The 23,913-nt window shown below is 58.7% G+C and carries 19 protein-coding genes and 2 tRNA genes; 11 read left to right on the forward strand and 10 right to left on the reverse strand.

Annotation, left to right across the window (positions count from 1 at the left end; genetic code table 11):
* Nucleotides 1-141: 141 nt before the first annotated feature.
* Nucleotides 142-1,632: an L-piperidine-6-carboxylate dehydrogenase gene (gene amaB, locus ACZRMS_RS00385; RefSeq protein WP_463993636.1), complete on the reverse strand. Its 1,491-nt coding sequence runs from the start codon at nucleotides 1,630-1,632 to the stop codon at nucleotides 142-144.
* Nucleotides 1,633-1,800: 168 nt separating this feature from the next.
* Here amaB and ACZRMS_RS00390 point away from each other — a divergent pair, with 168 nt between their 5' ends.
* The 4 genes from ACZRMS_RS00390 (at nucleotide 1,801) to ACZRMS_RS00405 (ending at nucleotide 6,195) form a co-directional block, all read left to right on the forward strand.
* Nucleotides 1,801-2,700 carry a LysR family transcriptional regulator gene (locus tag ACZRMS_RS00390; RefSeq protein WP_463993637.1) on the forward strand — a complete coding sequence of 300 codons (900 nt, stop codon included), beginning with the start codon at nucleotides 1,801-1,803 and terminating at the stop codon, nucleotides 2,698-2,700.
* A 218-nt stretch (nucleotides 2,701-2,918) separates the two neighbouring features.
* Nucleotides 2,919-4,133 carry a nicotinate phosphoribosyltransferase gene (pncB, locus tag ACZRMS_RS00395; protein ID WP_463993933.1) on the forward strand — a complete coding sequence of 405 codons (1,215 nt, stop codon included), beginning with the start codon at nucleotides 2,919-2,921 and terminating at the stop codon, nucleotides 4,131-4,133.
* A 3-nt stretch (nucleotides 4,134-4,136) separates the two neighbouring features.
* Nucleotides 4,137-4,964 carry an ammonia-dependent NAD(+) synthetase gene (gene nadE / locus ACZRMS_RS00400; RefSeq protein WP_463993638.1) on the forward strand — a complete coding sequence of 276 codons (828 nt, stop codon included), beginning with the start codon at nucleotides 4,137-4,139 and terminating at the stop codon, nucleotides 4,962-4,964.
* A 208-nt stretch (nucleotides 4,965-5,172) separates the two neighbouring features.
* Nucleotides 5,173-6,195: a 2-oxoadipate dioxygenase/decarboxylase family protein gene (locus ACZRMS_RS00405; RefSeq protein WP_463993639.1), complete on the forward strand. Its 1,023-nt coding sequence runs from the start codon at nucleotides 5,173-5,175 to the stop codon at nucleotides 6,193-6,195.
* Between the two features lie 65 nt (nucleotides 6,196-6,260).
* Here ACZRMS_RS00405 and azu read toward each other — a convergent pair whose 3' ends face one another.
* Nucleotides 6,261-6,707, reverse strand: coding sequence for an azurin (gene azu / locus ACZRMS_RS00410; RefSeq protein ID WP_048360317.1), 447 nt, complete (start codon nucleotides 6,705-6,707; stop codon nucleotides 6,261-6,263).
* Nucleotides 6,708-7,101: 394 nt separating this feature from the next.
* On the opposite strand from azu, the gene ACZRMS_RS00415 reads away from it, so the two are divergent.
* A complete protein-coding gene (locus ACZRMS_RS00415) occupies nucleotides 7,102-7,308 on the forward strand; it encodes a hypothetical protein (RefSeq protein WP_463993640.1) in 207 nt (68 codons plus the stop codon).
* A gap of 354 nt (nucleotides 7,309-7,662) precedes the next feature.
* Here the strand turns inward: ACZRMS_RS00415 and ACZRMS_RS00420 are convergent, their stop codons facing one another.
* From ACZRMS_RS00420 to rnr, 8 genes are all read right to left on the reverse strand, one after another.
* A complete protein-coding gene (locus ACZRMS_RS00420; protein WP_048360627.1) occupies nucleotides 7,663-9,969 on the reverse strand; it encodes a YgiQ family radical SAM protein in 2,307 nt (768 codons plus the stop codon).
* 200 nt (nucleotides 9,970-10,169) lie between these two features.
* The gene (dnaB, locus tag ACZRMS_RS00425) at nucleotides 10,170-11,564 is read right to left on the reverse strand and encodes a replicative DNA helicase (protein WP_048360319.1); all 1,395 of its coding nucleotides are present in this window, start codon (nucleotides 11,562-11,564) and stop codon (nucleotides 10,170-10,172) included.
* Between the two features lie 135 nt (nucleotides 11,565-11,699).
* Entirely contained in the window at nucleotides 11,700-12,146 is a 447-nt protein-coding gene (gene rplI, locus ACZRMS_RS00430; protein ID WP_048360320.1) for a 50S ribosomal protein L9, read from the reverse strand.
* A gap of 19 nt (nucleotides 12,147-12,165) precedes the next feature.
* Nucleotides 12,166-13,062, reverse strand: a complete 897-nt coding sequence (locus ACZRMS_RS00435) for a YybS family protein (RefSeq protein ID WP_048360321.1) — start codon at nucleotides 13,060-13,062, stop codon at nucleotides 12,166-12,168.
* Nucleotides 13,063-13,098: 36 nt separating this feature from the next.
* Complete coding sequence (gene rpsR, locus ACZRMS_RS00440) at nucleotides 13,099-13,329, reverse strand: 30S ribosomal protein S18 (RefSeq protein WP_003171373.1); 231 nt, start codon at nucleotides 13,327-13,329, stop codon at nucleotides 13,099-13,101.
* Between the two features lie 28 nt (nucleotides 13,330-13,357).
* A complete protein-coding gene (rpsF, locus tag ACZRMS_RS00445) occupies nucleotides 13,358-13,783 on the reverse strand; it encodes a 30S ribosomal protein S6 (protein ID WP_048360322.1) in 426 nt (141 codons plus the stop codon).
* A 306-nt stretch (nucleotides 13,784-14,089) separates the two neighbouring features.
* A complete protein-coding gene (rlmB, locus tag ACZRMS_RS00450) occupies nucleotides 14,090-14,857 on the reverse strand; it encodes a 23S rRNA (guanosine(2251)-2'-O)-methyltransferase RlmB (RefSeq protein ID WP_048360323.1) in 768 nt (255 codons plus the stop codon).
* The gene (gene rnr / locus ACZRMS_RS00455; protein ID WP_463993641.1) at nucleotides 14,854-17,517 is read right to left on the reverse strand and encodes a ribonuclease R; all 2,664 of its coding nucleotides are present in this window, start codon (nucleotides 17,515-17,517) and stop codon (nucleotides 14,854-14,856) included. Before rnr ends, rlmB begins: the two co-directional genes overlap by 4 nt.
* A 227-nt stretch (nucleotides 17,518-17,744) precedes the next feature.
* Here rnr and ACZRMS_RS00460 point away from each other — a divergent pair.
* From ACZRMS_RS00460 to ACZRMS_RS00485, 6 genes are all read left to right on the forward strand, one after another.
* Nucleotides 17,745-17,831, forward strand: a tRNA-Leu gene (locus tag ACZRMS_RS00460).
* Between the two features lie 175 nt (nucleotides 17,832-18,006).
* Nucleotides 18,007-18,093: transfer RNA gene (locus ACZRMS_RS00465), tRNA-Leu, on the forward strand.
* 197 nt (nucleotides 18,094-18,290) lie between these two features.
* Nucleotides 18,291-18,797 (forward strand): sigma-70 family RNA polymerase sigma factor, encoded by a 507-nt coding sequence (locus tag ACZRMS_RS00470; protein WP_463993642.1) that lies wholly within the window; start codon nucleotides 18,291-18,293, stop codon nucleotides 18,795-18,797.
* Complete coding sequence (locus tag ACZRMS_RS00475) at nucleotides 18,790-19,752, forward strand: FecR family protein (RefSeq protein WP_463993643.1); 963 nt, start codon at nucleotides 18,790-18,792, stop codon at nucleotides 19,750-19,752. The genes ACZRMS_RS00470 and ACZRMS_RS00475 overlap by 8 nt, the downstream gene beginning before the upstream one ends.
* Nucleotides 19,753-19,921: 169 nt before the next feature.
* A complete protein-coding gene (locus ACZRMS_RS00480; RefSeq protein ID WP_463993644.1) occupies nucleotides 19,922-22,699 on the forward strand; it encodes a TonB-dependent receptor plug domain-containing protein in 2,778 nt (925 codons plus the stop codon).
* Nucleotides 22,696-23,793, forward strand: a complete 1,098-nt coding sequence (locus tag ACZRMS_RS00485) for a cytochrome-c peroxidase (protein ID WP_463993645.1) — start codon at nucleotides 22,696-22,698, stop codon at nucleotides 23,791-23,793. Before ACZRMS_RS00480 ends, ACZRMS_RS00485 begins: the two co-directional genes overlap by 4 nt.
* Nucleotides 23,794-23,913 lie beyond the last annotated feature (120 nt).

Consider the following 23,913-nt stretch of genomic DNA (forward strand, 5'->3'; position numbering starts at 1 on the left):
GATGCAATCATGGGGGAGCGCTTGTGGGAGCGGGCTTGCTCGCGATGCAGACAACTCGGTCTGGCTGGCAGACCGCAGCGATGCTATCGCGAGCAAGCCCGCTCCCACAGTATCCTCCGCACAGGTGACTCAGGGCTTACCTCAATCGAAGGTAATCCCCTGCGCCAACGGCAGCTCCAGCGAGTAGTTCACGGTATTGGTCTGACGGCGCATATAGCCGCGCCACGCATCGGAGCCCGACTCACGCCCGCCGCCGGTTTCTTTCTCACCACCAAACGCGCCGCCAATCTCCGCGCCACTCGGGCCGATGTTGACGTTGGCGATTCCGCAGTCACTGCCAGTGGCGGACATGAATTGCTCGGCCTCGCGCACATCAGTGGTGAAGATGCACGACGACAGGCCCTGGGGCACGGCGTTGTTAAGGCGCAGGGCCTCGGCAAAGTCGCTGTAGCCGACCACGTACAGGATCGGGGCGAAGGTCTCGTCGCACACCACATCGCTCTGCTCCGGCATTTCGACAATCGCCGGGGCCACGTAGTAAGCGCCGGGATACTGCCCGGCCAACTGACGCTCACCGCCAAACACCCGCCCGCCTTCGCTCAGGGCTTGTTCCAGCGCGTCCTGCATGTTTTCGAAACTGTGTTTGTCGATCAGCGGGCCCACCAGATTGCCTTCCAGCGGATGGCCGATGCGCACTTTGGAATAGGCCGCCTTGAGGCGGGCAACGATCTCTGCTTTGACCGAATCATGGGCGATCAGGCGGCGCAGGCTGGTACAACGCTGACCCGCAGTGCCAACCGCGCTGAACAGGATGGCGCGTACGGCCATGTCCAGATCGGCGCTCGGGGCGAGGATCATCGCGTTGTTGCCGCCCAGTTCCAGAATGCTGCGGGCAAAGCGCGCAGCAATGATCGGCGCCACTTCACGCCCCATGCGGGTGCTGCCGGTGGCGCTGATCAACGCCACACGCGGGTCTTCCACCAGTGCCTGACCCGCGTCACGACCGCCGATAATCACTTGGGCCAGATACTTGGGTGCGTCGGTAAATTTACTCAGCACCCGATCAAACAACGCCTGGCAGGCCAGGGCGGTGAGCGGGGTTTTCTCGGACGGCTTCCAGATCACGGCGTTGCCGCACACCAGAGCCAGGGTGGTGTTCCACGCCCAGACAGCCACCGGGAAGTTAAATGCGCTGATCACGCCGACAACCCCCAACGGGTGCCAGGTTTCACGCATATGGTGGCCCGGACGCTCCGAGGCGATGGTCAAGCCATAAAGCTGGCGCGACAGGCCGACGGCGAAGTCGCAAATGTCGATCATCTCCTGTACTTCGCCCAGACCTTCCTGGGTGATCTTGCCCGCCTCCCACGACACCAGCTCGCCCAGATCGGCCTTGTACTCACGCAGCAAATCGCCGAACTGGCGCACCAGCTCTCCGCGACGCGGCGCCGGCACCTTGCGCCAGGCCTCGAATGCGTGCTCGGCGCGGGTCACATGCTGCTCGGTCTCGGCAGCACCTTCCCAGTGCACGGCACCAATCTGGCTGCCGTCAATCGGCGTGTAAACCGGCTGATTGCCCTGCTGGTACAGCGCGGGGTTCACACCAAGACGATCCAGTAATGCAGCAACCATGGGGGGCACTCCTTGAGCTTAAGAAAGATAATTCGCAGGCCATTAGTTGTAGCTGGCTCCCATGGCGGCAACAAACGACCTTTAAGCGAGATATCATTCCAAAAATTCATGCTGCGCTGGTAACGTTGCCTGACAACAAGAATGAGGGGGCTTTTATGCTCAGCCTTTATGTTTAACAAGAAGCGCCATTTGCCTTCGATTACTGCGTTGCAGTGTTTTGAGGCAGTGACCCGCCACCTGAGCTTCACCCGGGCCGCCGAAGAGCTGAACCTGACCCAGAGTGCGGTCAGCAAACAGGTCGCGCAGCTGGAAGAGTTGTTGCAGCACCTGCTGTTTCGCCGGGTGCGTCGCCGTTTACAACTGACGCCAGCCGGTGACTTGTATCTGCTGGAAGTCCGAAAAATCCTGACCCAGGTCGAAATGTCGACCCACACCCTGCGCTCCTATGGCGGCGAAACAGAAGTGTTGCGGGTCTCGACCCCTTCCACCTTTGGTGCACGCTGGCTGGTGCCGCGCCTCAAGGGCTGGCGCCTGCGCCATCCACATATTCATCTGGACCTGTGCAACGAGCAGCAAGGCGACGATTTGCTGCAAGGGCGCAGTGACCTGGCGTTTTACTTCGGCCAGGGTTCGCGCCCCGGGACCGAGTGCCTGAAGCTGTTTGGCGAAGAGCTGGTGGCGGTATGTGCACCGGCCAGCTTGCCGGCCAGCCCGTTTACCGATCCGACCCAGCTGACCGATCTGGTGCTGCTGCAAAACGCTTCTCGCCCCCAGGCCTGGCACGACTGGTTTGAGAGCCAGGGTTATCGCACCGATCACAGCTATCACGGCCCGCGCTTTGACACCTTTTATATGTGCATCCGCGCCGCCCAGGTGGGATGTGGTGTCGCCCTGCTGCCCCGGTTTCTGGTGGAAGAGGAATTGGCGGACGGCAAGCTGGTCATCGCCTGGCAGCACTTGATGCCGAGTCGCGACGCCTACTACCTGGCCTACCCCGAACATTCGGCGGGCGTGCCCAAGGTGCGGGATTTTGTGAGCTGGATAATGGGGCAACTGAATGACCCGTAATCCTGTGGGAGCGGGCTTGCCCGCGATGAGATTTACGCGAATTAAATGTAAGACCGCGCCGTCTGCATCGCGAGCAAGCCCGCTCCCACAAGGTCGGAACAGGCTTCAACCTTAAAAACTGCTGGCAATACCGCCTGCGGATATGCGCCACTAGCGCCATTCATTGAAAAAGCTGAACACCGTGGCAATCAGGCACGGGCAGCATGGAGATTGCCGCTATGAGCGAGAGTGTGTTTGCCGATCGCATCGTGCAGAACCTGCTCGACACCGACTTCTACAAACTGACCATGATGCAGGCGGTGCTGCACAACTACCCCAACGTTGAAGTCGAGTGGGAATTCCGTTGCCGTAACAGTGAGGACTTGCGCCCGTATCTGAACGAAATTCGCCATCAGATCGATCGTCTGGCCGAATTGAGCATGACTCAGGACCAGTTGGGCTTCCTGGAGCGGATCACGTTCATGACGCCCGACTTCATCCGCTTCCTGGGCTTGTTTCGCTTCAACATGCGTTATGTGCACACCGGGATCGAAAACGGCGAGTTGTTTATTCGCCTGCGCGGCCCGTGGCTGCATGTGATTTTGTTTGAAGTGCCCATGCTGGCGATCGTCAGCGAAGTTCGCAACCGTTCGCGCTATGCCGGCACGGTGCTCTCACAGGCCCGCGAGCAGCTGTATCGCAAGTTCGACTGGCTGCAGGCCAATGCCGGCGCCGACGAACTGGCCGAGTTGCAGGTCGCCGATTTCGGTACGCGCCGACGCTTTTCGTATCGCGTGCAAGAAGAAGTGGTCAACGTGCTCAAGCATGACTTCCCCGGACGCTTTGTCGGCACCAGCAACGTCAATTTGTCCCGCGAGCTGGACATGAAGCCGCTGGGCACCATGGCCCATGAATGGATCATGGCCCACCAGCAACTGGGCCCGCGGCTGATTGACAGCCAGAGTGCCGCGCTCGATTGCTGGGTGCGCGAATACCGCGGGCTGCTGGGGATTGCACTGACGGACTGCATCACCACCGATGCCTTCCTCAAAGACTTCGATCTTTACTTTGCCAAGCTGTTCGACGGTTTGCGCCATGACTCGGGCGACCCGGTGGTGTGGGCTGAAAAATGCATCGCGCATTACCACAAGCTGGGCATCGACCCGATGAGCAAGACCCTGGTGTTCTCCGACAGCCTGACGCTACCTCGCGCACTGGAAATCTTCCGGGCGCTGCGCGGCAGAATCAATGTCAGCTTCGGCATCGGCACCAACCTTACCTGTGACATTCCGGGTGTCGAGCCGATGAGCATCGTGCTTAAAATGACCGCCTGTAATGGCTCGCCAGTGGCCAAGATTTCGGATGAGCCGGGTAAAACCCATTGCTCTGATCCAAACTTCGCGGCCTACCTGCGCCACGTTTTCCAAGTTCCTGAACATTCTCCCAAGGAGTGAATCATGCAGGCCGTACAGCGTCAGATTGCTGCAGACCTCAAGGTCCAACCGCCATTTAAAGACACCACCGCCCTTGAAGCCGAGGTCGCTCGACGCATCACCTTTATTCAGTGCTGCCTGCACAACGCCAGGCTCAAGACCCTGGTACTGGGGATCAGCGGCGGGGTCGACTCACTGACCGCAGGCTTGATGGCTCAACGCGCCGTCCAGCAATTGCGCGAACAGACGGGCGATCAGTCGTATCGTTTTATTGCCGTACGCTTGCCTTACGGCGTGCAGCACGACGAAAGCGACGCCACCGCGGCGGTCGACTTTATCAAACCGGATGAGCGCCAAACCGTGAACATCGGCCCGGCGGTCAAGGCCCTGGCGGCTGAAGTCAGCGCCTTTGAAGGCAAACCGCCTGCCACCGTTGATTTTGTATTGGGCAACACCAAGGCGCGGATGCGGATGGTGGCGCAATACACCATCGCCGGCGCAACCGGCGGCCTGGTGATCGGCACTGACCACGCGGCCGAAGCCGTAATGGGGTTTTTCACCAAGTTCGGTGATGGCTCCTGCGACCTGGCGCCACTCAGCGGGCTGGTAAAGAACCAGGTACGGGCAATTGCACGGCACTTTGGCGCCCCTGAGGCGCTGGTCGAAAAAGTCCCGACTGCCGACCTGGAAGACCTGGAGCCGGGCAAGCCTGACGAAGCGTCCCACGGCGTGACCTATGCCGAGATTGATGCCTTCCTGCATGGCGAACCGGTGAGCGAAGAAGCGTTCGGCATCATCTGCCGCACCTACGAGAAGACCCACCACAAGCGCGAGATGCCGTTCGCGCCTTGATCATTGCGGGAGCGGGCTTGCTCGCGATGCAGGCGCCGCGATTTGTCAGGCAAATCGAGGTGGTGCTATCGCGAGCAAGCCCGCTCCCACAGTGGTTTCATCATAGGCTGTACGAAAAAACGGAATGAACCCCACATTTTTTTTCGCTTGTCGCCCCCGCGCCCAAAGGCTTTGATAGGCGTCTATTTCGTCGCCAGAGCCCTGCCCCATGTCTTCTTTCGATGGTTTGTTCTCCCTTGTGGATTCTTTGCTCGGCCAACCTGCCGCCGGCTGGCTGCGCAAGCATGTCGAAGTGCCTGAAGGGCTGCTGCGCTTCAGTTGGCATGAGGAAGCGCTGCACAGGGCATGGCTCGCCGAAGCGCTGAACCTGTGCCTGTTGCACAAACTGGTGGAGGCCGTACCGGACGGTCGGCGTTATGTCGAAGAACAAGCCCTGCAGGGCCGCAAGGTGGTATTCGACCACGGCGCGATTCGCACCGTGGACTGGCCCGCAAACGGAGAACTGCCCCGCGGCCGTCAGGCATTTTCGCGTTTGTTGGAGCCGTTGGGCTTCACTGATGTACGAACTTACCCCCTGACCAAGCTGAACATGACCGGCTGGGGCTATCGGCAAATGGACCTGCCCGAGGACATTGCCCAGTTTTTTGTCTCGGAACTGCACCCCGGTCGCTTCAGCGAAGCCTTCCAGCAGGCTGTCACACGCGTCGTCGGCACCAGCGTCGACCCGCTGCAAGCCGCACACCAGAGCATCCTCAGCCGCCTTACCCTGACCCGCCATTGCAGCCTGAACGAAGCGCAAGCGTTGTTGCCGGCGCTGTATCAGGCATTCGGCCGCCAGCATGGCACGGTGCTGGAGGCGGACTACCAATGCCTGCTCGCTGAAAGTGCTGAAATGGCCTGGATCAGCACCGAAGGCAACAGCTTCAACCACCTGACTGACCGGGTGCAGGACCTTGAGGCCTGTGTCGCGCAACAACGCGATCTGCAGCGGCCAATGAAAGACAGCATTGAAGTGTCGGCCTCAGGCCGGGTGATGCAGACTGCCTATCGTGCCTGTACGGTTACCCGCGGCCTGGTCGATGCCAAAGGCCAGTACCGCGAACACGCGGTACCCGGGTCGTTTGTGGAGTTTATCCAGCGCAAGGTCGACCCGGACAACGGGCGGATCGACCTGAATTTCGACAGCAGCAACGCCCAGGGCATTTTCAAGATGACCGACTCGAAAGCCTGACCCTGAACGCAAGCAGCCCTGACGGCGCAAGGCACGTCAGGGCTGCTTGAAGGCGGATCGGGTTCTTATTTAAGGACCACTGCGCCTTTCATCATCGAGTTATGGCCCGGGAAGGTGCAGAAGAATTCGTACTCTTCGCCCGCTTTAAGCTTGGCCACATCGAAGGTTACGGAGTCTTTCTCGCCGGCACCGATCACTTTGGTGTGGGCGATTACCCGCTCATCACCGTCCTTGAGGTAGTTTTTATCCAGACCGGCAGCAATGCCGTCGGTGGAGATTGCCTGCATGTCTGCCTTTTTGCTCAAGACCCAGTTATGGCCCATGACGTTTTTCGGCAGGTTGCCGGAGTGCGTCAGGTTAACGGTGAAGGTCTTGCAGGATTTGTCGATGACGATCTCTTTCGTGTTGTAAGACATCTGGTCAGTCGAATCGACAGTCACCGCGCACTCGGCCGCCAGCAAATGGCCGCTGGCCAGGGTCAAAAGGGATACCGCAACAACTTTGGCAAACATGGTCTATCTCCAAGGCAGGGTATGAATAGCTAAAATCTGTATACAGATTGCCTGAAAATTGTATCGATTCATATGATCTGAGTCATGGTCTATTGCCGCGATCGAGACAATCCATCCCAAAATGGACTTCAGGCATATAACCTTAGGCCATCTTTTTGATTTTTGGGGAATAAGTGATGGGACTTCCTGCATTGATGACCTGTTTGCTGGCCGCCTACGCCTGCGGCGCCTGTGGCCGGGACGAGATTTAATCCACAACCGGCTTTTGGGTGGGTGTAGAGTCGTATTTTCAGTGCAAAATACAACCTTGCAAAAACCCAGCTAACGGCTAAGCACTAATACAGGGCAGAATACGCGCCGCTTAACCTCACCTTCGACCCCAAGAGGATCGCCCATGGCCAAACCAAATTACAACTTCGCTAAGCGTCAAAGAGACTTGGCTAAAGAGCAGAAGAAAGAGGAAAAGCTTGCCCGCAAGAAAGCGGCAGCTGAAGAAGGCACCGTAGAGCTGGACCCGAATGCCGACATCGAAGCCGATGAAGACGGCGAGGCTGTCGCTGAGAGCACCGACACCCCAGCAGCAAAAGCACCAGACGCGTAACCCCCCTCGGCCCGGTTATCCACAACCCGGCCCACAGGATCTGTGATCAGGATCAGCAGCCCGGCTGTTGATCCTCGCAGTTAGCCTGAACTCCCCTGCAGCACCCTCAGACGCTTTAAGCAACACACCCCCTACACGTAGACGCAAATCGGCCTACGCACGCCTGGCAAGCCTCTCCACGGGGCAGAAAGCACAACGCCAGCCCGAAGGCTGGCGTTGCAGGTGAATACTGCGCGATTTCTTGTGGGAGCGAGCCCGCTCGCAAAGGTCTCATCAAGCAACGCCGCGATCATCCAGCAACCCCGCGTTATCGTGAACCTTCTTCGCGAGCAGGCTCGCTCCCACAAAGTATCCCTAGCGCGGCACTACCGGCTTGCGCGTCGGCTTTTGGCTTTTGCCACCCTTGGCAGCTTCATGACGCTCTTTGGCTGCTTGTTTGTTGCGGGCGAACGCTGCGGCCTTGGCCTGTTCACGCTTGTCCCACGGGTTGCCGCCATCGCTGGCACGCGGCGGCAGGCCGGTGTGCTGGGTCAGGATCTTGGTGGTTTTTTCACCGGCTACCTTGTGGCTGCCAACTGGCGTCGAGTTCTTGCGACGGGCACTCTGGTAGCTGTCGGTCGCAGGCTGATGCAGCGGGATCAACTGGTCTTTGCCCGAACCGATCAGGTCAGCACGCCCCATGCGGGTCAGGGCTTCACGCAGCATCGGCCAGCCTTTCGGGTCGTGGTAGCGCAAGAACGCCTTGTGCAGACGGCGCTGCTCTTCGCTCTTGACGATAACGACCGAGTCGCTCTTGTACGTGACCTTGCGCAGCGGGTTCTTGCCCGAGTGGTACATCGCGGTGGCGGTGGCCATCGGCGACGGGTAGAACGCCTGCACCTGGTCGGCACGGAAACCGTTGCCCTTGAGCCACAGCGCAAGGTTCATCATGTCTTCGTCTTTGGTACCGGGGTGAGCGGCAATGAAGTACGGGATCAGGTACTGCTCTTTGCCTGCTTCCTTGGTGTACTTCTCGAACATGCGCTTGAACTTGTCATAGCTGCCAATGCCCGGCTTCATCATCTGGTTGAGCGGACCTTCCTCGGTGTGTTCCGGGGCGATCTTCAGGTAACCACCGACGTGGTGCGTGACCAGCTCTTTCACGTATTCCGGCGACTCGACCGCGAGGTCGTAGCGCAGACCGGATGCGATCAGGATCTTCTTCACGCCCGGCAACGCACGGGCACTGCGGTAAAGCTGAATCAGCGACGAGTGGTCGGTGTTCAGGTTCGGGCAGATGCCGGGGAATACGCAGGACGGCTTGCGGCACGCGGATTCGATCTCGGGCGTTTTGCAGGCGATGCGGTACATGTTCGCGGTCGGGCCGCCGAGGTCGGAAATGACGCCGGTGAAGCCTGGCACCTTGTCACGGATCTCTTCGATTTCGCGAATGATCGACTCTTCAGAGCGGTTCTGGATGATCCGGCCTTCGTGCTCGGTGATCGAGCAGAACGTACAGCCGCCGAAGCAGCCACGCATGATGTTTACCGAGAAGCGGATCATGTCGTAGGCCGGGATCTTTTCCTTGCCGTACGCAGGATGCGGAACGCGCGCATATGGCATGCCAAATACGTAGTCCATTTCTTCGGTGGTCATCGGGATCGGCGGTGGCGTGAACCACACATCCACGTCGCCATGCTTCTGCACCAGGGCCCGGGCGTTACCCGGGTTGGTTTCGAGGTGGAGCACACGGTTGGCGTGGGCATACAGCACCGAGTCTGCACGCACTTTTTCGACTGACGGCAGACGGATTACCGTCTTGTCGCGGGTCATGCGCGGGCTGGCCAGCAATTGCACAACCTTGGCTTCGTTCGGGTCTTCAACCGGACCTTTTTCCTGCTCGATGGCGCAGGCCTGGGTGTCCTGGGTGTTCACGTACGGGTTGATGATCTTGTCGATCTTGCCCGGACGGTCGATACGCGTGGAGTCCACTTCGTACCAGTCTTTTGGCGTATCGCGACGGATGAACGCAGTACCGCGAACATCGGTGATGTCTTCGATCTTGTGGCCGTAGGACAAACGCTGGGCCACTTCAACAATGGCGCGCTCGGCGTTGCCGTACAACAGGATGTCGGCGCAGGCGTCGATCAGGATCGAGTTGCGTACGCGGTCCTGCCAGTAGTCGTAGTGCGCGATACGGCGCAGGGAGGCCTCAATGCCGCCGAGTACGATCGGCACATTCTTGTAGGCTTCCTTGCAGCGCTGGCTATACACCAGGCTCGCGCGATCCGGACGTTTGCCAGCCAGGCCACCAGGGGTGTAGGCGTCATCGGAACGGATCTTTTTGTCAGCGGTGTAGCGGTTGATCATCGAGTCCATGTTGCCGGCTGCAACGCCGAAGAACAGGTTCGGCTCGCCCAGCTTCATGAAGTCGTCTTTGGACTGCCAGTTCGGCTGGGCAATGATGCCCACACGGAAGCCCTGGGACTCCAGCAAGCGACCAATGATCGCCATGCCGAACGAAGGGTGATCGACATAGGCATCACCGGTGACGATGATGATGTCGCATGAATCCCAGCCAAGCTGATCCATCTCCTCCCTGCTCATCGGCAGGAATGGCGCTGGACCGAAACATTCGGCCCAGTACTTCGGATAGTCAAATAGAGGCTTGGCTGCTTGCATGTCGATGACCGGTGTTGAGTACAGAAAATTAGGGCGCGTCATTTACTAAGAAATTCGCGGGGGCGGAATATAGCACAAAAAGTGACCAATTCCGACGGCAATGGTCGGAATTGGCTTAAACCCGGCAGGGCAGCGGCTCTGTTGATGTCATCGCGAGCAAGCCCGCTCCCACACCTGCCATACAGAGGGGCACTCGACGGTTAATCGTCGTCGAAGTTGTAGCTGCCCGGTGCCAGGTTTTCGAATCGGGTGTACTTGCCGATAAACGCCAGGCGCGTGGTGCCGATAGGACCGTTACGCTGCTTGCCGATGATGATCTCGGCAATGCCCTTGTGCTCGGTCTCGGGGTGATACACCTCGTCCCGGTACACAAACATGATGACGTCGGCATCCTGCTCGATGGCTCCGGACTCACGCAAGTCGGAGTTGATCGGGCGCTTGTTGGGGCGCTGCTCAAGGGAACGGTTGAGCTGCGACAGCGCCACTACCGGGCAATTGAACTCTTTGGCCAGAGCCTTGAGGGACCGGGAAATCTCGGAAATTTCGTTGGTACGGTTATCACCGCCCGAGCCCGGGATCTGCATCAGTTGCAGGTAGTCGATCATGATCAGGCCGATTTCGCCGTGCTCACGCACCAGGCGACGGGTACGGGCCCGCATTTCCGATGGGCTGATACCTGCCGTGTCATCGATAAACAGCTTGCGATCATTGAGCAGATTGACCGCCGAGGTCAGGCGCGGCCAGTCGTCGTCTTCGAGACGGCCTGCACGGACCTTGGTCTGATCGATGCGGCCCAGGGACGACAGCATACGCATGATCAGCGACTCGCCTGGCATCTCGAGGGAGTAAACCAGGACCGCTTTTTCACTGCGCAATACGGCGTTTTCAACCAGGTTCATCGCAAAGGTGGTTTTACCCATCGATGGACGACCGGCAACGATGATCAAGTCAGACGGCTGCAAGCCGCTGGTCATGCCATCGAGATCGGTGTAACCGGTGGACAGGCCGGTGATGGCGTTGTCAGTGTTGAACAAGGTGTCGATGCGATCGATGGCTTTGGTCAGCAGGTCGTTGACACTCACCGGGCCGCCGGTTTTTGGCCGGGCCTCGGCGATGGCAAAGATCTGGCGCTCGGCTTCGTCGAGAATCTCGGCAGCATTGCGCCCTTCGGGGTTGAACGCACTGTCGGCGATCTCGGTGCTGATGCCGATCAACTGGCGCAGCGTGGCGCGCTCACGAACGATCTGCGCGTAAGCCTTGATGTTGGCGACCGACGGCGTGTTTTTTGCCAGCTCACCCAGGTAACCAAGACCACCGACTTGCGAGGTCTGACCTTCCTTGTCCAATTGCTCGGCAAGGGTCACGACGTCGATCGGGGAGTTCTGGTCCGCCAGTTTGGCGATGGCCCGGAAGATCAGGCGGTGGTCATGCCGATAGAAATCGCCGTCCGAGACCTGATCCAGCACGCGTTCCCAGGCGTTGTTGTCCAGCATCAAACCACCGAGCACAGCCTGTTCGGCCTCGATGGAATGCGGAGGCACCTTCAGGGCTGCGGTTTGTAGATCATATTGCTCAGGAGCGGAGATATCGTTCATGGCCACTTGGTTAATTTTTTAAAAGCAGGAGTTTGAAAATCAGAAACTGCAGAAAGACAAAGGGCACGACCTGTAAACAGGATCGTGCCCGATGTTAACCGCCCGACACACAAGGTGCCAGTCAGTTAAGACTGCTTAAGCAGCTACCACAACAACGCGTACGGTTGCTTCAACTTCAGCGTGCAGGTGCACGGCTACGTCGAATTCGCCTACGTTGCGGATAGTGCCGTTCGGCAGACGAACTTCGCTTTTTGCAACTTCAACGCCAGAGGCGGTCAGTGCATCAGCGATGTCGTGGGTGCCGATCGAACCGAACAGCTTGCCTTCGTCGCCAGCGGTGGCAGTGATAGTCACTTCCAGCTCAGCCAGTTGGGCAGCGCGTGTTTCAGCCGAAGCTTTCTTGTCAGCTGCTGCTTGTTCCAGCTCAGCACGACGCTCTTCAAACGCAGCCAGGTTGGCAGCGGTTGCAGCGGTAGCTTTGCCGTATGGCAGCAGGTAGTTACGACCGTAACCGGACTTAACATTTACTTTGTCGCCCAGGTTGCCCAGGTTCGCGACTTTTTCCAGAAGGATCAGTTGCATGTGAAAATCCTCTTAACTTTTAACCTTCACCGTCCGCAGAGTCTTTATCGGTACCTTTCGGCGCCAGACGTCCGCGGAAATCAATCAGGCTGTCGACAATGGCCAAAACCACGAGCAACGGATAGATCAGCTGCATGAACAGCAACAGCGTGACGTACAACCCCACCAGCCAAAACTTGGCCAGTCGCTTTTGCGCCACCAGCCCGTGAATCAGGGCCAGCCCGGCGAAGAACAACGCTACGCTGCACAACGGCGTAAGCATGGCCATTTCAGGACCGAAGTTCGGCCCGATTAGCATGCACGCCAGCAACAGAAACGCTGGACCAAGCGGTAGGCGGATGCTGCGAAACTCGCTGGCAAAACCGCCCGGGTTGTACAACAACGCCTGCCAATAACGCCCAAGCATCAGGCTCAGCACGCTGACGACCTGCATCAAAGCTGCAATCAAACCGGTGAGGACGGGTGCAATCAGTGCTCCAAGGCGCGCTCGCTCTACGTCAGATAACTTGTCGTAGAGACCATTGAGGACCTGCGGCAGAAGTTTTTCCAACTCCTGCGCCATCGCACCAATGGGTTCGCGGAAAGCCGTACCCAGGATTACGCCATACACCACACCCAACGCTACGCTGACCAGCAGCACGCGATTCCAGGACTGACCGGCGCGTAACATCAACGCCAACCCCAGAGTTCCCAGCAACACCATCAAGGTGCGGGGTTCTCCAACAAACCACCAGCCCAGGGCCGGCAGTAAGGCCCATGAGAGGATGCTCAAGGCATCTCTCGGACCGCGCCGCAGGAGCACAAGGCAACCCGCAGCAGCACTCAACCAGAACAAGAACGGCAATGCCGCACATCCGGCCACGATTAACGTGGCCTGCACACGGCCTCGCATGATGAACTCAGCTAAGGCACGCATGCTTTCAATCCTTTACTACTTGTCGACTGCCCGGTCTCAGCGGCCGTGGCTGTCGGTGTAGGCCAGCAGGGCCAGGAAGCGGGCGCGCTTGATAGCGGTGGCCAGCTGACGCTGATAACGAGCTTTGGTACCGGTGATACGGCTTGGAACAATTTTGCCGGTTTCGGATACGTAAGCTTTCAGAGTGTTGAGATCTTTGTAATCGATCTCTTTCACTTCTTCTGCAGTGAAGCGGCAGAATTTACGACGACGGAAGAAACGTGCCATGTAATTGGCTCCTCAAAAGGTCCGTGGATTACTCGTCAGCGTTATCGCTGGCGTCGCTGTTATCGCTGTCATCGCCATCGGCGCTGTCAGAATGCTCAGGACGGTCACGACGCTCACGGCGCTCACTGCGGTTTTCTTCAGCCTTGAGCATCTCGGACTGGCCAATTACGGCTTCGTCGCGACGGATGACCAGGTTACGGATCACAGCATCGTTGTAACGGAAGTTGTCTTCCAGCTCAGCCAGGGCTTTGCCAGTGCACTCAACGTTCAGCATCACGTAGTGAGCCTTGTGAACATTGTTGATTGCGTAGGCCAGTTGACGACGGCCCCAATCTTCCAGACGGTGGATTTTGCCGCCGTCTTCTTCGATCAGCTTGGTGTAACGCTCTACCATGCCGCCGACTTGTTCGCTTTGATCCGGGTGGACCAAAAAGATGATTTCGTAATGACGCATGAATGCTCCTTACGGGTTGTAGCCTGCCGCTAACTAAAAAGCGGTCAGACAAGGAGTGAATGACACTTGTGTGTCTTGCCTAGAGAGGCACATATGCGCCCGCCATGACGGCAAGGGGCGCAATTGTAGAGAAGGCACAACAGGGGCGCAAGGCAATTGGTGAATATTTGAACAATCTTAGTGCGCAATCACCACAACCGACTGTGGGAGCGGGCTTGCTCGCGATACAAACAACTTGATCTAACTACAAGATCCCATTGATGCCATCGCGAGCAAGCCCGCCCCCACATTTCAAAACCGTTTTGCTTACTTCTTCTTCGAAGAAGTCTTGGCTTTGACGCTGCGCTGGCGCAGGGCTTCAAACAGGCAAACGCCTGTCGCCACCGATACGTTCAGGCTACTGACACTACCGGCCATCGGCAGGCGTACCAGGTAATCGCAATGCTCGCGAGTCAGGCGACGCATGCCCTTGCCTTCGGCACCCATGATCAGGATGGTCGGGCCGGTCAGATCTTGCTCGTACAGCTCCTGCTCGGCTTCGCCGGCAGTACCGACGATCCACAGGCCGCGCTGCTGAAGCTTTTTCAACGTGGCTGCAAGGTTGGTAACTGCAACCAACGGGATAACTTCCGCTGCGCCACAAGCTACTTTTCGTACAGTCGGAGTCAAGGTTGCAGACTTGTCCTTCGGTACGATAACTGCCAACGCACCGGCCGCATCGGCCGTACGCAGGCAAGCACCCAGGTTGTGCGGGTCGGTCACGCCGTCCAGCACCAGAATCAGCGGAGCACCTTCGGTGCGATCCAGCAATTCGTTGAGCATGGCCTCGCCCCACACCTGGCTCGGGCTCACATCAGCCACAACACCCTGGTGCACGCCCTCAACCCACACGTCCATTTCGCGACGCTCGGCATTGCCTACCGCCACGCGACTTTCATCGGCCAGAGCAATCAGCGTTTGAACGCGAGGGTCGCTACGACCCTCTGCCAGCCACACTTGCTTGACGCGCTTGGGATGATGACGAAGCAACGCTTCTACAGCGTGAATGCCGTAGATTTTTTCCAACTGACTCATGACTTGGCCTTAGGTTTGCGCGACCCACCACTTTTGGCAGCAGGCGCGGCGCCCGATTTTGGCGGGCCTTTACGATGTTTGCTTGGCTTGGAAGGCTTGCCTGCATCTTTGGCAGGCGCCCCCCTACCCGACTTTCCCGGCTCCGATGTCCGACCGCCGCTTTTCGATTCGGCCAGCAGCGCCTGTTTCAATTCACGACTTTTGCGCAGCTCGGCGTTTTTCGCCGCAGCATCGCTAGGGCGATAGGTATCGTCGGAGTTCTTTTTAACTGCCTTGGCCGGCGCACTACGACGTGCGGCAGGCGCTGGCTCAACCGGCTTTTCAGTCGGCTTGGTGCCGGCCTTGCCTGCATTCTTGGCTTTAGGCGCATCAGCACCGCGATTTTTACGACCAATCGGGGCGCTGAGGGTTTTCTCCGCCATTTCGAAGTCGATCTTGCGTTCGTCGAGATCGACGCGCATGACCCGCACTTCAACAGTGTCACCCAAGCGGAAACTGCGACCGGTGCGCTCGCCCGCCAGGCGGTGATGCACAGGATCGAAGTGGTAGTAGTCACCCGGCAAGGCAGTTACGTGGACCAGACCTTCGACATAAATGTCGGTCAGCTCAACAAACAGGCCGAAACCTGTCACTGCCGTCACCACGCCCGGGAACGACTCGCCGACGCGGTCCTTCATGAACTCGCACTTGAGCCAGTTGGTCACGTCACGCGTTGCTTCGTCAGCACGGCGCTCGCTCATGGAACACTGCTCGCCGAGCTGTTCCAGGATCGCTTCGTCGTACGGATAGATGCGCGCTTTCGGAATAGTCATCGCACCAGCACGACGAACGTGCGGGGTATCCATCTTGGAATGGATCACGCTGCGAATAGCCCGATGCGTCAGCAGATCCGGGTAACGGCGAATCGGCGAAGTGAAGTGGGTATAGGCTTCATAGTTCAGGCCGAAGTGGCCCTGGTTATCAGCGCTGTACACCGCCTGACTCAACGAACGCAGCATCACGGTCTGGATGAGGTGGAAATCCGGGCGATCCTTGATGGTTTCAAGCAGTGCCTGGTAATCCTTCGGCGACGGGCCATCCTTGCCTTTGTGCAGGCTCAGGCCCAGCTCACCAAGGAACGCGCGCAGCTTTTCCAGACGCTCAGGTGGCGGACCATCGTGAACACGGTACAACGCAGGAATTTCGTGCTTCTTGAGGAATTCAGCAGTGGCCACGTTGGCAGCCAGCATGCACTCTTCGATCAGCTTGTGCGCGTCGTTACGGGTGGTTGGGCGAATTTCAGCGATCTTGCGCTCGGAGCCGAAGATGATTCGGGTTTCCTGAGTTTCAAAATCAATCGCGCCACGGGTATGACGGGCCGCCAGCAACACCTTGTACAGCGAGTACAGCTGCTTGAGGTGCGGCACTACATCAGCGTATTCGCTGCGCAGCTGTTTGGCTTCGGTGGTTTTCGCGTGCTCCAGCATGCTGCTGACCTTGTTGTAGGTCAGGCGTGCCTGGGAGTGGATCACCGCTTCGTAGAACTGGTAGTCGGTCATTTCGCCGGTTTTGGAGATGGTCATCTCGCAAACCATGGCCAGACGGTCGACTTTAGGGTTCAGGGAGCACAAGCCGTTGGACAGCTGCTCAGGCAGCATCGGGATTACGCGCTCAGGGAAGTACACCGAGTTACCGCGCACTTGCGCTTCGGCATCCAGTGCAGAACCGAGTTTCACGTAGCTGGATACGTCGGCAATCGCCACGTACAACTTCCAGCCGCCGGAGAACAGGCGCAGTTTGCCGGGCTTGGCTTCGCAGAATACGGCGTCATCGAAGTCGCGGGCATCTTCGCCGTCAATGGTGACGAACGGCAGATGGCGCAGATCAATACGCTTCTCTTTGTCTTTGTCTTCAACTTCCGGCTTCAGCCGGCTCGCTTCCTTAAGGACAGCTTCAGGCCAGACGTGCGGAATGTCGTAAGTGCGCAGGGCAATGTCGATTTCCATACCCGGGGCCATGTAGTTGCCTACAACCTCAAGCACATCGCCTTGCGGCTGGAAGCGCGGCGTCGGCCAGTGAGTGATCTTCACTTCGACGAACTGACCGACTTTCGCGCCAGCGTTGCGGCCTGGAGTCACCAGCACTTCCTGCTGGATCTTCGGGTTGTCGGCAACTACAAAGCCGATGCCGCCCTCTTCGAAGTAACGACCCACGATGGTTTCATGAGCACGCGAAACCACTTCGACGATCACGCCTTCACGACGACCACGACGGTCCAGACCCGAAACACGGGCCAGTGCGCGGTCGCCATCGAACACCAGGCGCATTTGCGACGGACTCATGAACAGGTCGTCGCTACCATCATCCGGGATCAGGAAGCCGAAACCATCGCGGTGACCACTGATGCGGCCGAGAATCAGGTCGAGCTTGTCCACCGGCGCATAAGTGCCGCGGCGGGTGTAAATCAGCTGGGCATCGCGCTCCATCGCACGCAGGCGACGGCGCAAGGCCTCGATTTGGTCTTCGGTAGTCAGACCGAACTCCTCCACCAACTGTTCACGAGCAGCAGGCGAGCCACGCTCGGCCAGATGCTTAAGGATCAGTTCGCGGCTAGGGATAGGGTTTTCGTATTTTTCCGCTTCACGTGCGGCCTCGGGATCGAGGGTCTGCCAATCGGCCATTAGATAGTTTTCACCTTGTCTATATGCGGGTTAGTTTGGCATACGCGTATTGAAACGGGAAATTTCAGGCACTCACTGGGCCTTAATAGTCCTTTCTGACGCGCTTTGACGCTGCCGACTAACCGTTCGCGAAAAATTTTCGATATTTTTAATCACAACGCTTTACAGGTCAAAGGGTCACCCGTATAGTGCGCGCCATCGACAACGGCAACAACGTTGAAGATGCTGCCCAGATGGTGAAATTGGTAGACACGCCAGCTTCAGGTGCTGGTGATCGCAAGGTCGTGGAAGTTCGAGTCTTCTTCTGGGCACCAATTCAGAGATTCAGAGTAGTACAACTCTGAAGCCTCACACAAAAACCCGCGAAAGCGGGTTTTTGCATTTCAGATCTTCTAAGCCGCTGATTTAATAAAATTAAAACAGGGGTTTACAGATCTCAAAGCTCTCCGTATTATGCGCCACATCAACAGCGGCAACGTTGCTGATGCTGCCCAGATGGTGAAATTGGTAGACACGCCAGCTTCAGGTGCTGGTGACCGCAAGGTCGTGGAAGTTCGAGTCTTCTTCTGGGCACCAATTCAGGTTTACAGATTCACTCTGTATAACCACTTAAAAAGCCCGCGAAAGCGGGCTTTTTAGTTTCCGATGTTCCTCCCCGATCCCCCGCATCCAACGCCCTCCATCCTCGACACCAATGTCGCATTTGATAATCCATCTCATCCGCATTAATATCCGGCCACCTTCAGATCGCTAGCGCGTCCCCCTGGATTCTCGTGCCCGACACCACCGACAGGCTCCAGCTCTACCTCACCCACCGCCTTGCTCTGGTCGACTACGCCGCCCCTATCGTGGGCTGCCGCGCCAAAGCAGAAGACGTGGTGCAAGACGCATGGCTGCGCTTCAGCCAGGGCGCAGACAACCTCATCCCGCTGACACAGCCGGTTGGCTACCTGTATCGCATCGTGCGTAACCTGGCGTTTGACCTCAATCGACGGGCCACTCTGGAAAACCGTCATACCACCCGTAGCGAGTCACTGGACGAGCACATCTCCAACACCCCGTCGCCCGAACAGGAAGCCCTGCATCTGGACGAACTGCGAAAATTGCAACATGCTCTGACCCGCCTGCCGGAACGCACGCGACAGGCATTTGTGCTGCATCGACTGCAAGGCCTGACGTTTCAGCAAATTGGCACACAACTGGGAATTTCCGTGAGCCTGGCCCACCAATTGGTCCGCGACGCCCTGACCTACTGCGCGGAACAACTGAGTGATGATTGACAACCCGAACCCTATCTGGGAAACCGCGCTGGACTGGCTGCTGCTGATCCAGGAAAACCCGCACGACCCCGAACTGACCGAGCGCCTGAACCACTGGCGGGCCAGCGCCCCCGAACATGACGCAGCCTATCGCAAAGCCCTTAAAGTCTGGAGCTTGAGCGGCGAAGCCTTGAACGCGCCCGCTGTATCGCCCCCCACCCTGATAACTGCACGCACGCCCCCTCGGCTGACTCGCCGCAAACGCACCCTGGTCGGCGCCGCAGTGGCCGCAAGCGCCTTGCTGATGTGGTTGCCCGACTGGCAGGCATGGCAAGCCGACTACCGTAGCCCCACCGCCGAACACCGCACCGTCGAGCTAAGTGATGGCAGCCAGATGCTGCTCGACAGCAACACCCTGGCCGACGTGCAATTTAACCCCGAACAGCGGGAAGTCACCCTACTGCGCGGACAGGCATTTTTCTCGGTCAAGTCAGATGCCAGCCGCGCCTTCTACGTGAATGCCGGTAACGTGCGAGTCCGCGTGACCGGCACCGCATTCGCCGTCAACCTGGACAACAATGGCGTAGAAGTCAGTGTCGAAAGCGGTACGGTCGCGGTGCAAACACCCCAGGCCTCGTCCCGCGCCACCCACCTGCTAAGTCACGGCGACCTGCTGCACTTTACGGCAGATGACCAGCAAACCCGCATCGTGCAATTACCCCTGGAGCAAATCGCCCCGTGGCGGCGCTGGCAACTGGTGGCAATCGACCAGCCCGTCGATGACGTGATCGCCCAGTTACGCCGCTATCAACCCGGCCTGATTCTGCTCACCAACAAAGCTCTGGGGCAGCGGCGCATTACCGCCGCCCTGAACCTGCGTGACCCCAAGCGCGCATTGCAGGCGGCCATTGCTCCACTGGGCGGGCATCTGCAAGACAACGTTCCCTTTGCCCTGATCGTCTCGGCCAAACCCTGACCCTCATATCACCTGCGGGAGCAGGCAAACCCGACTCCCACATTTGATCCGCATAAAACAATTTTCATGTATTTCTGGAAATCCTCTCAGGCCAAGAGTCTTTACCTACGAACGTCACTGATAAAGATTCGCATTAGTGACCATGGCGTTTCATTTCGTAGGTCACCTCATGCCTTCTACGCGTTTGCGTTGCGTCCGCCTCCCCCGTTGCCGATCACTGCACCTGAGCCTGCTGCTGGGTTTGCCAGCGCTGGCCATCGGCGCCAGCCCTGTGCCCGAGGCGCACATCAATCGGCAACAACTGCATTTCCAGATCCCGGCCCAGCCACTGGCCAGCGCACTGATTGTGTTCTCCCAACAGTCGGGCTGGCAGGTCAGCGCAGAAAGCGCATTACTCAACTCACTGGGCAGCGCGCCGGTCGATGGCAGCATGAGCCCTGAAAAAGCCCTGGCCCGCCTGCTGCGCAACAGCGGCCTGCAATGGGAGAGCACTTCTGCCGACAGCGCCTCCATCCTGCCGCCCACGGAAAACGACGTCCTGCTGATCAAAAGCACGCCGATCACCGCCATGGACTCAGTGTTTCAAGGCGAACAGGTGATTGATCGGGAAATGATCGAAAGCCTGCCCTCAGGCAACGGCGATATCACCAGCCTGCTGCGTACCAACCCCAACGTTCAGTTCGATAACAGCCAGCTGAGCAGCAAAACCCCGGGGGAAATTGCCCCTGCCAATATCAGCATCAACGGCGCAAGGCCCTGGCAAAACCTGTTCATCGTTGACGGCATGAGCATGAACAACGACCTGGACCCCGGCGGCACCAATGATGATTTCGACGAACTGCCGGGGCGCAGCCAGGGGCTGGCACTGGACACCGACTTGCTTGAGGACATCAAGGTCTACGACAGCAACGTCCCGGTGGAATTTGGCGGCTTCAACGGCGGCGTGGTCCAGGCCAATACACGCGACCCCAAGGCCGGCTTTCACGGCAAGCTCTCCGTGCAGATGTCGCGCTCGGAGTGGACCCGCTACCACCTGAATGAAGAAGACCCGGACCTCGAAAACTTTGAAGCAGGCTTTGGTAACAGCAGCCAGCCCGACTTTAAGAAAGTCATCACCCGCGCCACCCTCGAAGGGAGCCTGACCGATAACTTCGGCCTGCTGGGCAGCTTTTCGCGCAAGGACTCGACCATGCCCACCCGGGTGTTTTCCGTGTCCAACCAGACCGATACGGCCAACGCCGCCGAAGTGCAGACCCGGCGCATCGACAACTACTTCATCAAGGCCGTCTGGCAGGCCAGCGAAGACTGGAAGCTGGACGTGAGCCTGACCCACGCGCCGGAAACCGCCAAAACCTTCGGCCCCAACGCAATCTACTCCGCCCGCGAGATGGAGGCCGGCGGCGACAGCCTCAGCGCACGCCTTGTCTGGAGTGCGCCGCTGGCCCGGGTCGAGCAAAACCTGAGCTGGAGCGAGCTGAACACCTCGCGCTATTCCGACAGCGACTACATGGTTTTTTGGCGCACCTCCACGAGCAAAAACTGGAGCAACTCAGGAGCCGCAACCGAGGGCGGTTTTGGCGATCTCGAGGAAACCCAGAAAACCCTGGCCTACAAACTAAAGGCCGACTGGAACAGCTTCAGCTGGATGGGCGTAAACCATTCACTGCAAACCGGCCTGGAGCTATCGCAGAACTCGGCCAGCTATGAGCGCAACAAGCCTTACAACAGCTACACCGTCGCCAAGACCAGCACCTGCATGAACAATGACCCCTACTGCTCGATCGGCCCCACCCTTGCCGATGGCTGGGACGGCCAGTACGCCAACAAAAAGACCGTGACCCAGGGCAAAACCAGTTTCGACACCCGCACCTGGGCTTTGTACCTGCAGGACGAGATGCGCTACAAGCGCCTGACGGTAAGGCCCGGCATACGGATCGACGGTGATGACTACATGCACCAGACCACCGTGGCACCGCGCCTGGCAATTGAGCTGGACGTGTTCGGCGACAGCAAGACCCATATCTCCGGCGGCGCCAACCGTTACTACGGGCGCAACCTGTATACCTACCGCCTGCGCGACGGCGTCGCAGCCATGAGCACCGAATACACCCGCGCCAACTCGACCTCCGACTGGGTGCTGAGCAAGCAGGTGGCCAACGACAGCAAATTCAACCAGCTCAAAGTGCCTTACGACGACGAACTGACCCTGGGCCTGAGCCATGTGCAATGGGACACCGAGTTCTCCGTCAAATACGTAAAACGCATGGGCCGCGAGCAAGTCAGCCGTGCCTGGGGCTCGCAGATCGGTGAGCCATCCGAAGATACCGGTACCCTGGCGGCCAACTACTACACCTACTACAACGGCGGCAAAAGCGACGCCGACATCTACACCCTGACGATCACCCCGCTGCATGCCTTCACTCTGGGCAGCACCCGCACTTCGGGCCAGTTCGCCATGGACTGGAGCAAAATCAACAACACCGGACTATCCAGCTACACCGCCAATATCGGCGCCACCTATGTCGAAGACCCGACGATCCAGTACGACGGCAAGTTCATGAAGTTCTCCGACATGCCAGCAGCCAACTACGCCCGCCCCTGGACTGCACGCCTGACCACCATGACTGAAGTCGAGCCGCTGAATGTCACCTGGAGCAACTTCCTGCGATACCGCGACGGATATCGACGCATCGCCGCTACGGGCAAGAAAGTCCAGCACGAGGGCAAAGACGCGTATGTCTGGGCCGAAACTCCGTTTTCCGGCGCACTGACCTGGGACACCCGCGTGGCCTGGGAGATGCCCACCGCCAAGGAGCAGTCCGTATTCGTCAACCTCGACGTGACCAACCTGCTGGACAAACAAATCGTCGGCGCCACCGAAACCAGCGGCCTGCCCACCTATGAAGTCGGGCGCCAATTCATGCTGGAAGTGGGGTACAAGTTTTGAAACGCGCCTCTCTCTTCCTTGGTCTGACTTTGATTGGCCTGGCCCCGAGTGCACACGCCTGCGATGAACAGGCTGGCGACTACAAGACTTGCATCGCCCGGCAGTACCGCCAGCCGATCGCCCAATGGCCGGCGCCCCGGGTGGATGCCGATGTGCAGTGGCAAGAAATGGCCGCCCTGCCCGCCCACGCCCCCGCGCCCCCCGAGAACCCGTTCAGCGAGACCAAAGCCGCGCTGGGCAAAAAACTGTTCAACGACCCCGGACTGTCGCGCTCCGGTCAAATCGCCTGCGCCTCGTGTCATGAGGCCGATATGGCCTTTGCCGATGGGCGGCGCGTGTCGTTCGGTCATGATCGCCAGAGCGGCCGTCGCAACGCACCCAGCCTGGTGATGAGCGGCTACAGCCCGTCGCTGTTCTGGGACGGTCGAGGCGGCACCCTTGAGCAACAAGCCATGCACCCCATCGTCGACCCAATGGAAATGGCCTTCGATATCCCGCAACTGCTCCAGAGGCTCAATACCGACAGCGCTTACCGCGAGCAATTTGCGCAGGTTTTCGGCTCCGGCCCGATCACCACAGAACACACTGCCCAGGCCCTGGCCACCTTCCAGCGCACTCTGGTTTCGGCCACCCGCAATACTCCGTTTGAACAATTGTTGCGCGGGCGCCCGCAGCGCATGAGCGATGAGCAGCTCTACGGCCTGCACCTGTTTCGTACCAAGGCGCGCTGCATGAATTGCCACTTCGGCCCGGCGCTGAGCGACGAACAGTTTCATAACGTCGGCCTGAGTTACTACGGGCGCAAGTATGAAGATCTGGGGCGCTACGAAGTGACGCGCAAGCCTGAGGACGCAGGCGCATTCCGCACCCCGTCATTGCGTCTGGTGATGAAAACCGGGCCCTGGATGCACAACGGCCTGTTCGTCAATATGGAAGGCACACTCGCGTTCTACAACATGGGCATGCCACGCCCTCAACCCAACGCGAAGCAGCTCGATGATCCGCTGTTTCCGCGCACCAGCGACCGGCTCAAGGCTCTGAACCTGGACAAGGACGAACTGCGGGCCTTACGCAGCTTTCTGGACACGCTGTAGGCATCGCCTGTGTGGGAGCGGGCTTGCTCGCGATGGGATCGCCGGGGTTTTACAGTGACACCGTGTCGCTTGCATCGCGAGCAAGCCCGCTCGCACAAAATCAGCACTTTCCATACAGCC

Source organism: Pseudomonas sp. B424 (assembly GCF_055408345.1).

Excerpts from the sequence above, each read along its gene's own strand:
- rlmB (WP_048360323.1), bottom strand. The coding sequence starts at position 14,857 with ATGAGTCAGTTGGAAAAAATCTACGGCATTCACGCTGTAGAAGCGTTG.
- ACZRMS_RS00405 (WP_463993639.1), top strand. The coding sequence starts at position 5,173 with ATGTCTTCTTTCGATGGTTTGTTCTCCCTTGTGGATTCTTTGCTCGGC.
- azu (WP_048360317.1), bottom strand. The coding sequence starts at position 6,707 with ATGTTTGCCAAAGTTGTTGCGGTATCCCTTTTGACCCTGGCCAGCGGC.
- ACZRMS_RS00415 (WP_463993640.1), top strand. The coding sequence starts at position 7,102 with ATGGCCAAACCAAATTACAACTTCGCTAAGCGTCAAAGAGACTTGGCT.
- rnr (WP_463993641.1), bottom strand. The coding sequence starts at position 17,517 with ATGGCCGATTGGCAGACCCTCGATCCCGAGGCCGCACGTGAAGCGGAA.
- amaB (WP_463993636.1), bottom strand. The coding sequence starts at position 1,632 with ATGGTTGCTGCATTACTGGATCGTCTTGGTGTGAACCCCGCGCTGTAC.
- ACZRMS_RS00475 (WP_463993643.1), top strand. The coding sequence starts at position 18,790 with ATGATTGACAACCCGAACCCTATCTGGGAAACCGCGCTGGACTGGCTG.
- ACZRMS_RS00435 (WP_048360321.1), bottom strand. The coding sequence starts at position 13,062 with ATGCGTGCCTTAGCTGAGTTCATCATGCGAGGCCGTGTGCAGGCCACG.
- rpsF (WP_048360322.1), bottom strand. The coding sequence starts at position 13,783 with ATGCGTCATTACGAAATCATCTTTTTGGTCCACCCGGATCAAAGCGAA.
- ACZRMS_RS00480 (WP_463993644.1), top strand. The coding sequence starts at position 19,922 with ATGCCTTCTACGCGTTTGCGTTGCGTCCGCCTCCCCCGTTGCCGATCA.
- dnaB (WP_048360319.1), bottom strand. The coding sequence starts at position 11,564 with ATGAACGATATCTCCGCTCCTGAGCAATATGATCTACAAACCGCAGCC.
- pncB (WP_463993933.1), top strand. The coding sequence starts at position 2,919 with ATGAGCGAGAGTGTGTTTGCCGATCGCATCGTGCAGAACCTGCTCGAC.
- ACZRMS_RS00390 (WP_463993637.1), top strand. The coding sequence starts at position 1,801 with ATGTTTAACAAGAAGCGCCATTTGCCTTCGATTACTGCGTTGCAGTGT.
- rplI (WP_048360320.1), bottom strand. The coding sequence starts at position 12,146 with ATGCAACTGATCCTTCTGGAAAAAGTCGCGAACCTGGGCAACCTGGGC.
- ACZRMS_RS00420 (WP_048360627.1), bottom strand. The coding sequence starts at position 9,969 with ATGCAAGCAGCCAAGCCTCTATTTGACTATCCGAAGTACTGGGCCGAA.
- nadE (WP_463993638.1), top strand. The coding sequence starts at position 4,137 with ATGCAGGCCGTACAGCGTCAGATTGCTGCAGACCTCAAGGTCCAACCG.
- rpsR (WP_003171373.1), bottom strand. The coding sequence starts at position 13,329 with ATGGCACGTTTCTTCCGTCGTCGTAAATTCTGCCGCTTCACTGCAGAA.